Origin of the sequence: Streptomyces phyllanthi, assembly GCF_009377205.1 — a bacterium.
Lineage (GTDB): Bacteria > Actinomycetota > Actinomycetes > Streptomycetales > Streptomycetaceae > Streptomyces > Streptomyces phyllanthi.
On the sequence record NZ_VJZE01000273.1, the window covers coordinates 1 to 12,312 of the forward strand.

The 12,312-nt window shown below is 69.0% G+C and carries 11 protein-coding genes and 1 pseudogene; 10 read left to right on the plus strand and 2 right to left on the minus strand.

Going from position 1 to position 12,312, the window contains the following annotated elements; genetic code table 11:
- Positions 1–82 precede the first annotated feature (82 nt).
- The 8 genes from FNH04_RS29795 (at position 83) to pssA (ending at position 9,108) form a co-directional block, all read left to right on the plus strand.
- Entirely contained in the window at positions 83–904 is an 822-nt protein-coding gene (locus FNH04_RS29795) for a TetR family transcriptional regulator (protein WP_194236861.1), read from the plus strand.
- A 462-nt stretch (positions 905–1,366) separates the two neighbouring features.
- Positions 1,367–2,704: a crotonyl-CoA carboxylase/reductase gene (gene ccrA, locus FNH04_RS29800; protein WP_322724208.1), complete on the plus strand. Its 1,338-nt coding sequence runs from the start codon at positions 1,367–1,369 to the stop codon at positions 2,702–2,704.
- A gap of 9 nt (positions 2,705–2,713) precedes the next feature.
- On the plus strand, positions 2,714–4,741 hold the full coding sequence (locus FNH04_RS29805; RefSeq protein WP_152788882.1) for a protein meaA: 2,028 nt from the start codon (positions 2,714–2,716) through the stop codon (positions 4,739–4,741).
- Positions 4,738–5,697, plus strand: coding sequence for an HpcH/HpaI aldolase/citrate lyase family protein (locus FNH04_RS29810; protein WP_152788883.1), 960 nt, complete (start codon positions 4,738–4,740; stop codon positions 5,695–5,697). The genes FNH04_RS29805 and FNH04_RS29810 overlap by 4 nt, the downstream gene beginning before the upstream one ends.
- A 16-nt stretch (positions 5,698–5,713) precedes the next feature.
- Positions 5,714–6,226, plus strand: coding sequence for a MaoC family dehydratase (locus tag FNH04_RS29815; RefSeq protein ID WP_152788884.1), 513 nt, complete (start codon positions 5,714–5,716; stop codon positions 6,224–6,226).
- Positions 6,227–6,228: 2 nt separating this feature from the next.
- Positions 6,229–7,434 (plus strand): acyl-CoA dehydrogenase family protein, encoded by a 1,206-nt coding sequence (locus tag FNH04_RS29820; protein ID WP_152788885.1) that lies wholly within the window; start codon positions 6,229–6,231, stop codon positions 7,432–7,434.
- Between the two features lie 179 nt (positions 7,435–7,613).
- Positions 7,614–8,270: a phosphatidylserine decarboxylase gene (locus FNH04_RS29825; protein ID WP_152788886.1), complete on the plus strand. Its 657-nt coding sequence runs from the start codon at positions 7,614–7,616 to the stop codon at positions 8,268–8,270.
- Positions 8,271–8,325: 55 nt separating this feature from the next.
- On the plus strand, positions 8,326–9,108 hold the full coding sequence (gene pssA / locus FNH04_RS29830) for a CDP-diacylglycerol--serine O-phosphatidyltransferase (RefSeq protein ID WP_152788891.1): 783 nt from the start codon (positions 8,326–8,328) through the stop codon (positions 9,106–9,108).
- A gap of 133 nt (positions 9,109–9,241) precedes the next feature.
- On the opposite strand, the gene FNH04_RS29835 is transcribed toward pssA, so the two are convergent.
- Together FNH04_RS29835 and FNH04_RS29840 are read right to left on the minus strand one after the other, a co-directional pair.
- Positions 9,242–10,378 (minus strand): glycerate kinase, encoded by a 1,137-nt coding sequence (locus FNH04_RS29835; RefSeq protein ID WP_322724211.1) that lies wholly within the window; start codon positions 10,376–10,378, stop codon positions 9,242–9,244.
- A 116-nt stretch (positions 10,379–10,494) separates the two neighbouring features.
- The gene (locus FNH04_RS29840) at positions 10,495–10,755 is read right to left on the minus strand and encodes a hypothetical protein (protein WP_152788888.1); all 261 of its coding nucleotides are present in this window, start codon (positions 10,753–10,755) and stop codon (positions 10,495–10,497) included.
- A 211-nt stretch (positions 10,756–10,966) separates the two neighbouring features.
- Here FNH04_RS29840 and FNH04_RS29845 point away from each other — a divergent pair, with 211 nt between their 5' ends.
- Both FNH04_RS29845 and FNH04_RS29850 read left to right on the plus strand, forming a co-directional pair.
- The gene (locus FNH04_RS29845) at positions 10,967–12,037 is read left to right on the plus strand and encodes an ADP-ribosylglycohydrolase family protein (protein WP_152788889.1); all 1,071 of its coding nucleotides are present in this window, start codon (positions 10,967–10,969) and stop codon (positions 12,035–12,037) included.
- Between the two features lie 134 nt (positions 12,038–12,171).
- Positions 12,172–12,312, plus strand: a pseudogene (locus FNH04_RS29850) (NUDIX hydrolase); the annotation flags it as partial.

The following is a 12,312-nucleotide window of genomic DNA, read 5'->3' on the forward strand; positions in this document are numbered from 1 at the left end:
CCCCGGCGATTCCCCGCCCGCGGAAGGCGGGGGGATCGGCCGATCCGCGCATCGTCCTGCGCAGATGCAGTACGTTCGGGTCATGTCCCAGCCCGCCAGGTCCTCACGTACAGCAGCTACGCCCGACACTCCGGAAAGTGCCGCGGGCGGTCGCGCGGCCGCCCAACGGCTCAAGATGCGCCGGGAACTGGCGGCCGCGGCCATGGAACTGTTCGCCACGAAGGGGTACGAGGCGACCACCGTCGACGAGATCGCCGCGGCGGCCGGAGTCGCCCGGCGGACCTTCTTCCGCCACTTCCGCTCCAAGGAAGAGGCGATCTTCCCGGACCACGACGACACACTGATCCGGGCCGAGGCCGTACTGAACGCGGCGCCCGCGCACGAGCACCCGCTCGACACGGTGTGCCGCGGCATCAAGGAAGTCATGCGGATGTACGCGGCCCGGCCGGAGATCTCCGTGCAGCGCTACAAGCTCACCCGGGAGGTCCCCACCCTGCGTGAGGCGGAGATCGCGTCGGTCGCCCGCTACGAACGGCTGTTCACCCGCTATCTGCTGGGCCACTTCGACGAGCACGCGCACGACGACGACGCCAACGACGACCCGCTGCTCGCGGAGGTCGCCGCGTCGGCGGTCGTCACCGCGCACAACCACGTGCTGCGGCGCTGGCTGCGGGCCGGGGCACAGGGAGACGTGGAGTCACAGCTCGACCACGCCTTCGCGATCGTCCGCAAGACGTTCGGCACGGGCATCGGGGCCGGCCGGTACGAGCCCTCGTCCCACACCTCCCCGGCCCCGGCGTCCGTCTCCTCCCAGGGAGAGGTGCTGGTGACCGTGGCCCGGACGGACGCCCCTCTGGACGAGGTCATGAAGACGATCGAGCAGGCGCTGCGCGAGCGCTCATAGCCACCTAGGCGTTCGCCCCCTTCCCACCCCTTCACCCGAACGGCCCAAGGGCCGGCCACTCACGGCCGACCTTGGGTCGTTTGTCTGTTTCGAACACACATCTCCCGATTTTCGGGCTACTCAGCGGTAACTTTGATCGATCATCGCTCATTTGTTACGTAAAGATTTCATCTGAGAGCAACTTCTGGCACCGAGTGCCTTGCCGTGTGACACGGCGTGCCATACCTTGAAGTTGTCCGGGCGGCCGGCGTGCAGAGATCCTTCGTACGTCGGCTGTCCCCGCAAGCCCCTCACGGGCGAGCGCGCCCGGACGCCTGCGTCACAGGCACCCTCCGCGCCACAAAGCGCTGCCGAGCACCACCCTCCCGCCGAACCGACGGCACCCCTCACACCCTCAGCAGCACCCGACGTAACCCTCAGCAAGCGTCTTCCCTCAGGACGCTCGTCGCCGGAGGCAACACCGTGAAGGAAATCCTGGACGCGATCCAGTCGCCGGACTCCACGTCCGCCGACTTCGCCGCTCTGCCGCTCCCCGAGTCGTACCGCGCGATCACCGTGCACAAGGACGAGACGGAGATGTTCGCGGGCCTCGCGACCCGCGACAAGGACCCACGCAAGTCGATCCACCTCGACGAGGTGCCGCTCCCGGAGCTCGGCCCGGGTGAGGCCCTGGTGGCCGTCATGGCCTCCTCGGTCAACTACAACTCGGTGTGGACCTCGATCTTCGAGCCGCTGTCGACCTTCGGCTTCCTGGAGCGCTACGGACGGCTCAGCGAGCTGACCAAGCGCCACGACCTGCCGTACCACATCATCGGCTCCGACCTCGCGGGCGTCGTCCTGCGCACCGGCCCCGGCGTCAACGCCTGGCAGCCCGGTGACGAGGTCGTCGCACACTGCCTCTCGGTCGAGCTGGAGTCGAGCGACGGCCACAACGACACGATGCTCGACCCCGAGCAGCGCATCTGGGGCTTCGAGACCAACTTCGGCGGGCTCGCCGAGATCGCGCTGGTCAAGTCCAACCAGCTGATGCCCAAGCCGGACCACCTCAGCTGGGAGGAGGCCGCCGCTCCGGGCCTGGTCAACTCGACCGCGTACCGGCAGCTGGTCTCCCGCAACGGCGCCGGTATGAAGCAGGGCGACAACGTCCTCATCTGGGGAGCGAGCGGCGGCCTCGGCTCGTACGCGACGCAGTTCGCGCTCGCGGGCGGCGCCAACCCCATCTGTGTCGTGTCCTCGCCCCAGAAGGCGGAGATCTGCCGCTCCATGGGCGCCGAGGCGATCATCGACCGCACCGCCGAGGACTACAAGTTCTGGAAGGACGAGCACACCCAGGACCCGAAGGAGTGGAAGCGCTTCGGCAAGCGCATCCGCGAGCTCACCGGCGGCGAGGACGTCGACATCGTCTTCGAGCACCCCGGCCGTGAGACCTTCGGCGCCTCCGTGTACGTCACCCGCAAGGGCGGCACGATCGTCACGTGCGCCTCGACCTCGGGCTACAACCACGAGTACGACAACCGCTACCTGTGGATGTCCCTGAAGCGGATCATCGGCTCCCACTTCGCCAACTACCGCGAGGCCTGGGAAGCGAACCGGCTCATCGCCAAGGGCAAGATCCACCCGACGCTCTCGAAGGTGTACCCGCTGGGGGAGACCGGCCAGGCCGCGTACGACGTGCACCGCAACCTCCACCAGGGCAAGGTCGGCGTGCTGTGCCTGGCCCCCGAGGAGGGCCTGGGCGTCCGCGACCACGAGAAGCGGGCCAAGCACGTCGACGCCATCAACCGCTTCCGGAACATCTGAGGTAGGTCCATGAGTGAGCGTCAGAAGGACCGGCCGTGGCTGATGCGCACGTATGCCGGTCACTCCACGGCCGAGGCGTCCAACGAGTTGTACCGGCGCAACCTCGCCAAGGGGCAGACGGGTCTGTCGGTGGCGTTCGACCTGCCGACGCAGACCGGCTACGACCCCGACCACGTCCTCGCCCGCGGCGAGGTCGGCCGGGTCGGGGTGCCCGTCTCGCACCTCGGTGACATGCGCCGGCTGTTCCAGGACATCCCCCTGGAGCAGATGAACACCTCGATGACCATCAACGCCACGGCCATGTGGCTGCTGGCGCTCTACCAGGTCGTCGCCGAGGAGCAGGGCGCGGACATCACCAGGCTCCAGGGGACGACGCAGAACGACATCGTCAAGGAGTACCTGTCACGGGGGACCCATGTCTTCCCGCCGGGTCCGTCCCTGCGTCTGACGACGGACATGATCGCGTACACGGTCTCCCACATCCCGAAGTGGAACCCGATCAACATCTGCAGCTACCACCTGCAGGAGGCGGGCGCCACGCCGGTGCAGGAGATCGCGTACGCGATGTCGACGGCCGTCGCCGTGCTGGACGCCGTCCGTGACTCCGGCCAGGTGCCGCAGGAGCGCATGGGCGATGTGGTCGCCCGTATCTCGTTCTTCGTGAACGCGGGCGTCCGATTCGTCGAGGAGATGTGCAAGATGCGGGCGTTCGGCCGCATCTGGGACCGCATCACGCGCGAGCGGTACGGCATCGAGGACCCCAAGCAGCGGCGCTTCCGGTACGGAGTGCAGGTCAACTCCCTCGGCCTGACGGAGGCCCAGCCCGAGAACAACGTCCAGCGGATCGTGCTGGAGATGCTGGCCGTGACGCTCTCGAAGGACGCCCGCGCGCGTGCCGTCCAGCTCCCCGCCTGGAACGAGGCGCTGGGCCTGCCCCGGCCCTGGGACCAGCAGTGGTCGCTGCGCATCCAGCAGGTGCTCGCGCACGAGAGCGACCTGCTGGAGTACGAGGACATCTTCGAGGGCTCGCACGTCATCGAGGCGAAGGTCTCCGAGCTGGTCGAGGAGTCGTTCGCGGAGATCGAGCGGATCCAGGAGATGGGCGGTGCGATGGCCGCCGTCGAGTCGGGCTATCTGAAGTCGCAGCTCGTGGCCTCGCACGCGGAGCGCCGGGCCCGGATCGAGTCCGGCCGGGAGAAGATCGTCGGCGTCAACATCTTCGAGACGACCGAGCCGAACCCGCTGACGGCCGACCTGGACACCGCGATCCAGACGGTCGACCCGGCGGTCGAGGCGCGGGTCGTCAAGGCCCTGCGGAACTGGCGCGACACCCGCTACCAGCCCCCCTTCAACCACCCGCGCCCCTGCAAGGCGCTGGAGCGGCTGAAGGAGGCCGCCAAGGGCAGCGACAACCTGATGGAGGCCACCCTGGAGTGCGCCCGCGCCGGGGTCACGACCGGTGAGTGGGCCGGGGCGCTGCGGGAGGTGTTCGGGGAGTTCCGGGCGCCGACCGGTGTCTCGTCCGCGCCCGTCGCGGTGGCCGCCGAGGAGGGCACCGGGCTGGCCGAGGTCCGCCGCAGGGTGGACGCGACCGCCCGTGACCTGGGCGTCGGCAAGCTCCGCTTCCTGGTCGGCAAGCCCGGTCTGGACGGTCACTCCAACGGCGCCGAGCAGATCGCCGTGCGGGCCCGTGACGCCGGATTCGAGGTGGTCTACCAGGGCATCCGGCTCACCCCCGAGCAGATCGTGGACGCGGCCCTCGCCGAGGACGTGCACGCGGTCGGCCTGTCGATCCTCTCCGGCTCGCACGCGCAACTGGTGCCTGATGTGCTGGAGCGGCTGCGTGTGGCCGGTGCCACAGATATTCCGGTGATCGCCGGTGGCATCATCCCAGGCGGTGACGCGGAACAGCTCAGGGCCACCGGAGTGGCCGCCGTCTTCACCCCGAAGGACTTCGACATCACCGGAATCATCGGCCGCATCGTCGACGAGATCCGGAAAGCGAACAAGCTCGACCCCCTGGAGGTCCCCGCATGACCGTCAACCGTCTCCGTCCGCGGCGCTCCTGCCTGGCCGTACCGGGCTCGAACCCCCGCTTCCTGGAGAAGGCGCAGGGCCTCCCGGCGGACCAGGTCTTCCTCGACCTGGAGGACGCCTGCGCCCCGCTCGCCAAGCCCGAGGCGCGGCACACGATCGTGAAGTTCCTCAACGAGGGCGACTGGACCGGCAAGACCCGGGTCGTGCGCGTCAACGACTGGACGACGGAGTGGACGTACCGCGACGTCGTCACGGTCGTCGAGGGCGCGGGCCAGAACCTGGACTGCATCATGCTCCCGAAGGTGCAGGACGCCCAGCAGGTCGTCGCCCTGGACCTGCTCCTCACCCAGATCGAGAAGACGATGGGCTTCGAGGTCGGGCGGATCGGTATCGAGGCCCAGATCGAGAACGCGCAGGGCCTGAACAACGTCAACGAGATCGCGCAGGCCTCCCCGCGCGTCGAGACCATCATCTTCGGCCCGGCCGACTTCATGGCGTCCATCAACATGAAGTCACTGGTCGTGGGCGAGCAGCCGCCCGGCTACCCGGCGGACGCCTACCACTACATCCTGATGAAGATCCTGATGGCCGCCCGCGCCAACAACCTCCAGGCGATCGACGGCCCCTACCTGCAGATCCGCAACGTCGACGGCTACCGCGAGGTCGCGCGGCGTGCCGCCGCGCTCGGCTTCGACGGCAAGTGGGTGCTCCACCCGGGTCAGGTCGAGGCGTCCAACGAGATCTTCTCCCCCTCGCAGGAGGACTACGACCACGCCGAGCTGATCCTGGACGCGTACGAGTACTGCACGTCCGAGGCGGGCGGCAAGAAGGGCTCCGCGATGCTCGGCGACGAGATGATCGACGAGGCCAGCCGCAAGATGGCGCTGGTCATCGCGGGCAAGGGCCGCGCCGCCGGTATGCAGCGCACCAGCAAGTTCGAGATTCCCGCCAACTAGAGGGGCCGTGACGGCGATGCAGTTCGGACGTACGTACGAGGAGTTCGAGGTCGGGGTGACGTACAAGCACTGGCCGGGCAAGACGGTCACGGAGTACGACGACCACCTCTTCTGTCTCCTCACCATGAACCACCACCCGCTCCACATGGACGCCAACTACGCGGAGAACACGACGGACTTCGGCAAGAACGTCGTGGTCGGGAACTACGTCTACTCCCTGCTGCTCGGCATGTCCGTCCCGGACATCTCCGGCAAGGCGATCGCCAACCTGGAGATCGAGTCGCTCAGGCACGTGGCGCCGACCTTCCACGGCGACACGGTCTACGGCGAGACGACGGTGCTCGACAAGTGGCCGTCCAAGTCGAAGAACGACCGCGGCATCGTGCATGTGGAGACCAAGGGCTACAAGCAGGACGGCACGCTGGTGTGCGTGTTCCGCCGCAAGGTGATGGTGCCCACCGAGACCTACATCAAGGAGCGCGGCGGCGAACAGCCCGGCCGCCCTGAATTGAAGCAGCAGGAGAAGTAGTCATGAGCCGACTCGCCGAGACCCACGGCCTCACCGACATCCAGCAGGAGATCCTGTCCACGGTCCGGGACTTCGTGGACAAGGAGATCATTCCGGTCGCGACCGAGCTGGAGCACCGCGACGAGTACCCGCAGCAGATCGTCGACGGGCTCAAGGAGTTGGGCCTGTTCGGGCTGATGATCCCCGAGGAGTACGGGGGGCTGGGCGAGTCGCTGCTGACCTACGCGCTGTGCGTGGAGGAGATCGCCCGCGGCTGGATGTCCGTGTCCGGCATCATCAACACGCACTTCATCGTGGCGTACATGCTCAAGCAGCACGGCACCGAGGAGCAGAAGGAGCACTTCCTGCCGAAGATGGCACTCGGTGAGATCCGGGGGGCCTTCTCGATGTCGGAGCCGGGGCTGGGCTCGGATGTGTCGGCCATCACATCGAAGGCGGTCAAGGACGGCGACGAGTACGTCCTGAACGGCCAGAAGATGTGGCTGACGAACGGCGGGACGTCAACCCTGGTTGCCGTTCTGGTGCGGAGTGACGAAGGACACCCCGAGGGGACGGCACCCCACAAGTCGATGACGACCTTCCTCGTCGAGAAGGAGGCCGGCTTCGGTGAGGTCCGGCCCGGGCTGACCATCCCCGGGAAGATCGACAAGATGGGTTACAAGGGCGTCGACACGACCGAACTCATCATGGACGACCTGCGCATTCCGGCCAATCGGGTACTCGGCGGAGCCACCGGCCGAGGGTTTTACCAAATGATGGACGGCGTCGAGGTGGGCCGCGTGAATGTGGCCGCACGTGGCTGCGGCGTCGCTCAGCGTGCGTTCGAACTGGGTGTCCAGTACGCCCAGCAGCGCCACACCTTCGGCAAGCCGATCGCCCAGCATCAGGCCATTCAGTTCAAGCTGGCGGAGATGGCTACCAAGGTCGAGGCCGCCCATGCGATGATGGTGAACGCAGCTCGCAAAAAGGACTCGGGCCAACGAAACGACCTCGAAGCAGGAATGGCGAAGTACCTCGCCTCCGAATACTGCAAGGAAGTCGTGGAGGACGCTTTCCGGATCCACGGCGGCTACGGCTTCTCCAAGGAGTACGAGATCGAGCGCCTCTACCGTGAGGCACCGATGCTGCTGATCGGCGAAGGTACCGCCGAAATCCAGAAAATGATCATCGGACGCAGGCTGCTCGAAGAGTATCGATTCCAGGGCTAGTCCAGGGCCGGATGCCCGTTTCGGGGTGTTTTCTTCGAGAAGAAGATCACACCCCGTCAGCGGTCTCCGGCTGCCGACTCGGCTGCTTGGCTTGCCCAGTTGCGGCCCGCGACCGGTACGATCCCGGGAAAGCCGCCGTCCCCGTTCCCGCGCGGCATCATCCGCTACGAAGGTCATCCATGCCCCACAGCCAAACCTCTGCACCTCGCGACAGCCGGGCCGGCGTACGCCTCGCGCGCGGAGCATCGCCGTGGCTTCTCCCGACCGTCGCCACCGCAGCCCTCAGCCTGGCCCGCAGCCGCCGCTCCGGCGTCGCCAAGGCCGTGGCCGTGCCCGCCACCGCGCTGGCGGCGGGCATGCTGTGGTTCTTCCGCGACCCAGAGCGCGAGATCACCCAGGGCCGGGTCATCTCGCCCGCCGACGGTGTGGTGCAGAGCATCATGCCGTGGAAGGACGGGCGCACCCGCGTCGCGATCTTCATGAGCCCGCTCAACGTCCATGTGAACCGCGCGCCGCTCTCCGGCACGGTCACGTCGGTCGAGCACATCCCCGGCGGGTTCGTTCCGGCGTTCAACAAGGAGAGCGAGAACAACGAGCGCGTCGTCTGGCACTTCGACACCGAACTCGGTGACATCGAGATGGTCCAGATCGCCGGCGCCGTCGCTCGCCGTATCGTCCCTTACGTCCCGCAGGGCACCAAGGTGGAGCAGGGTGACCGGATCGGGCTGATCCGCTTCGGTTCGCGTGTCGACATCTACCTCCCCGAGGGCGTCGAGGTCGCGGTCGAGGTCGGGCAGAAGACCGTGGCTGGGGTGACTCGCATTGACCGTGATTGATCCTGAGACACAGGCCGGCTGGGTGCCGGACGCGGAGGACGACGACGAGGAGGAGATGCCGCTGTCGTTGCGCCTGTCGATAGCGGACACTCTGACGCTCGGCAACGCCACGTGCGGCTTCATGGCGGTGTACTTCACCACCACCGGCATCCTGATCCCGCACCTCACGGGCAGCCAGGAGACGGGCATGGCCCGGCACAGCGCGGCCACGGCGGTCATCCTCATGCTGTGCGCGGCGGTCTTCGACCTGTTCGACGGCCTGGTGGCGAGGAAGCTCCGCTCCTCCCCCATGGGTGCGGAGCTGGACAACCTCTCCGACCTGATCAGCTTCGGGCTGGCCCCGGCGTACTTCGTGCTGGTCTACGGCATGGTGGCCGACGACGCACACCAGCGGGTCGCGGCGCTGGGCGCGATCGTGGTGTTGCTGGCGGTGGTGCTGAGGCTGGCCCGCTTCTCGTGTGTGACGGTGAAGGACGGCACCTTCCAGGGCATGCCGTCACCGTTCGGCGCGCTCACCGTCGTCTCGATCGTGCTGCTCGAGCTGCCGTTCGTGGCGACGCTGCTGGCCATTCTGGGTACGGCGTGGCTGATGGTCAGCCGGGTGGAGTACCCGAAGCCGCGGGGCCGTCTCGCGGTGGCGATGCTGTCGTGGATCGTCCTGTCGATGGGGCTGCTGGCGGCGTGGGCCTTCGACGCGCCCAGCGGGCAGCTGCTGCTCCAGACGGGGTGCGCGCTGCAGCTGGTGATGGGTGCGGTGATTCCGCTGTTCGCCACGGCTCGCCGGGTGAACAACTTCCGTGACAACCGGCGGGAGGCCCGGGCGGCGCAGCTGCCGTAGCCGTCCGGCGCACGCCCGGCTTGTGTCCGGCTTGTGTTGGTGAAGAGGGGGCCCGAACCTTTGGTTCGGGCCCTCTTCGTTGGTCCTCGGGGGCGGCGGGGGCGGGAAACAAACCGTCCGGTGGGGTCCGCCCTCAGGTCAGGTGGTCCCTGGCGATTCGTTCCGCCACGGTCTCCAGGATGGGGCCCGCGTTCGCGATGCAGCGCTGGACGTCGGGCTCGGCCTCCGTCAGCGGGTAGGCGCGGCTGATGCCCGCCCCGCCGAGGGCCTGCGGGGACAACGCCAGGCGGCCGCAGACCGCGACGACCTCCTTGCCGGCGGCGCGCGCCGCCGCGGCGACGCCCGCGGGTGCCTTGCCGTGCAGGGTCTGCTCGTCCAGGGAGCCCTCGCCGGTGATCACGAGCGTGGCCCGCTCCAGCGCGGGCGCGAAGCCCAGGACCTCGAGCATGACCTCGATACCCGGCCGGAAGGCGGCGCCGAGGATCAGCGCGCCGTAGCCGATCCCGCCCGCGGCCCCCGCGCCGGGCGAGGTGGCGTACTCGGCCGCCCGCGCGCCGATCGTCTTCTCCAGGATCTCCGCGAAGTGACCCAGCGCGGCGTCCAGCTCCGCCACGTCGTCCGGTGTCGCGCCCTTCTGCGGCCCGTACACGGCCGACGCGCCCTTGGGCCCGGTCAACGGATTGTCCACATCGCTGGCCAGCACCAGCTCGATCCCGGAGAGCCGGGGGTCGAGTCCGGAGAGGTCGGCGGTCGCCAGGTTCCGCAGGGCTCCGCCGCCGGGGCCCACGGGCTCTCCGCCCGCGTCGAGGAAGCGCGCCCCGAGCGCGGCCAGCATGCCCGCACCGCCATCCGTGGTCGCACTGCCGCCCACGCCGAACACGATCGTCTGCGCCCCCGCGTCCAGCGCGGCGCGCAACAGCTCGCCCGACCCGTACGTCGTGGCCGTCAACGGGGCGAGGACACCGGCGGGAAGCCGCTGCAAACCGCTGGCCTCGGCCATCTCCACGACAGCCGTGTCGCCGCGCAGCGCGTACGCCGCCGTCACGGGCTCCCCGAGCGGGCCGGTGACCCGTACCTCACGGCGCTCGAAACCCGCCGCGACCGCCGCGTCCACCGTCCCGTCGCCGCCGTCGGCCACGGGCAGCGCCTCGATCCCGGCCTCGGGTGCGACCCGGCGCAGTCCCGCCGTGACCCGCTCCGCCACCTGTACGGCCGTCAGCGAGCCCTTGAACTTGTCCGCCGCGATCAGCACCCGCGCGGTTCCCGCCACCGTGATTCCCCTCGCTCTCCGGGCCTTGCGGCGCGCATGCCAAGGCAGCGCGCCGCAGCGACCCTAACCGGTCGAAGGGGCCACTGCCCAGGGCGGACGGCCCCGGTCGCGCGGTCTCACTCCTGGGTGGCGGCGCCGCTGTGGTCGTACAGCTGGTGCGTCATGGTGTGGCCGTAGCCGCGGGGCATGCTGATGTGCTCCTGCACGTCCTCCATGGTGTCGAGGTCCCCGGTGAGGACGTTGACGTCTCCCGACCGGACGAGGGGCTCGGCCGGCGCCGCATGGGCCGGGGCGGCGGAGAGGACGGCGGCGGAGAACAGAACGGCCGGATACGCGGCCGCCGACAGGATCGTACGGCTCATCGGGGTGGGGGGCATGACTCTCCTGGTGGGGACTGGTCGTGGTCGAGGGTCCGGGCGGACGCCGCGGACGCCCGGCAGTAAACCAGACGAACATCTCATGGCCGTGCGTACCTGGACGAAGGTTGACGCACCAGACGGACCCGGGTTGACGCGGGACCGGCCCCGCTGACGCGGCAAAGCCCTCGTTGCCCGGGCGGAACCGCGCCGGATTCGGTAAACCGGATGTATGACCACTGTGGGCACCGAGCTCGCCGACCGCGTCCTCGGAGGCTGGCTGGGCCGGATCGCGGGCAACATGCTCGGCAAGCCGGTCGAGCAGGGCGACCACTGGACGCGGGACCGGATCGACCGCTATCTGCGGCAGGCCGAGGCCCTGCCGCTCACCGACTACCTCCCCGTGCCCGTGAGCGCGGGCGTCGGCTTCGAGCTGCGCCCCGAGTGGCGGGAGTGCGTGCGCGGCGGCATCCACGGCAGCTGCCGCGACGACGACGTGGACTACGCGATCCTCGGCCTCGACCTGCTGGAGACCTACGGCTTCGGCTTCAGTACCGAGCAGGTCGGCGACCTGTGGCTGCTGCGACTGCCGTATCTCCAGACGTTCACGGCGGAGCGGGCGGCCTACCGCAATCTCGCGAACGGCCTCAAGCCGCCACTCACGGCCACGTACGACAACCCTTACCAGGAGTGGATCGGCGCCCTGATCCGCGCCGACGTCTACGGCTGGACGTGCCCCGGCGTGCCCCGCCACGCCGCCTCGCTGGCCCGCCGTGACGCGGTCCTCTCGCACACCGGCAACGGCGTGTACGGAGCGATGTGGGCGGCGGCGCTGATCTCGGCCGCGTTCACCGCGCCGACCGTGCGCTCGGCGATCGACACCGCGCTCATGGTGATCCCGGCGAGCAGCCGCCTGGCCCGTACCGTACGCCGGGTCCTCTCGCTCCACGAGACCGGGCTGAGCTGGGAGGAGACCCTGTCCACGATGACCGAGGAGACCGCCGGGCTCGGCTGGATCCACACGGTCCCCAACGCCGCCGTCCTCACCGCCGGACTCCTGTACGGCGCCGGCGACTTCACCCGTACGATCACCCTGACCGTGCGCGGCGGCCTCGACACCGACTCGAACGGGGCGACCGCGGGCTCGGTGGCCGGTGTCCTGTGCGGTGCCCGGGAGATCCCCCCGCAGTGGAAGGACCCCCTGGAGGACACGGTCCGCAGCGCGGTGTTCGGCTTCGACGGGGCACGGATCAGCGAACTGGCGGAGCGGACGGTGCGGTTGGCGGAGGCGGCGGCGAGCTGAGTGCGCTCCCCCGGCAGCCGTTCCCCGCCGTGTACGTCCCTGTTCCTCGCCGTGTACGTCCCCGTGGTCCCCCGGAGTGGTGACGCGAGTCGTACGCCTCCTGGCGGTCACCCGTGCTCGTCTACCCTCCCCGCATGACCTCTCCTCAGGACTTCGCCGCGTACATCGCGGGCCTCCCCCGTGTTCTCGCCGGTGCCGCCGCGCTCTTCCGGGACGCCCAGGGGCACGTACTGCTCGTCGAACCGAACTACCGGGAAGGGTGGGCGCTTCCGGGC

Coding starts and splice junctions, on each gene's coding strand:
- FNH04_RS29795 (WP_194236861.1), top strand. CDS start 83: ATGTCCCAGCCCGCCAGGTCCTCACGTACAGCAGCTACGCCCGACACT.
- FNH04_RS29805 (WP_152788882.1), top strand. CDS start 2,714: ATGAGTGAGCGTCAGAAGGACCGGCCGTGGCTGATGCGCACGTATGCC.
- FNH04_RS29810 (WP_152788883.1), top strand. CDS start 4,738: ATGACCGTCAACCGTCTCCGTCCGCGGCGCTCCTGCCTGGCCGTACCG.
- FNH04_RS29815 (WP_152788884.1), top strand. CDS start 5,714: ATGCAGTTCGGACGTACGTACGAGGAGTTCGAGGTCGGGGTGACGTAC.
- FNH04_RS29820 (WP_152788885.1), top strand. CDS start 6,229: ATGAGCCGACTCGCCGAGACCCACGGCCTCACCGACATCCAGCAGGAG.
- FNH04_RS29825 (WP_152788886.1), top strand. CDS start 7,614: ATGCCCCACAGCCAAACCTCTGCACCTCGCGACAGCCGGGCCGGCGTA.
- pssA (WP_152788891.1), top strand. CDS start 8,326: ATGCCGCTGTCGTTGCGCCTGTCGATAGCGGACACTCTGACGCTCGGC.
- FNH04_RS29840 (WP_152788888.1), bottom strand. CDS start 10,755: ATGCCCCCCACCCCGATGAGCCGTACGATCCTGTCGGCGGCCGCGTAT.
- FNH04_RS29845 (WP_152788889.1), top strand. CDS start 10,967: ATGACCACTGTGGGCACCGAGCTCGCCGACCGCGTCCTCGGAGGCTGG.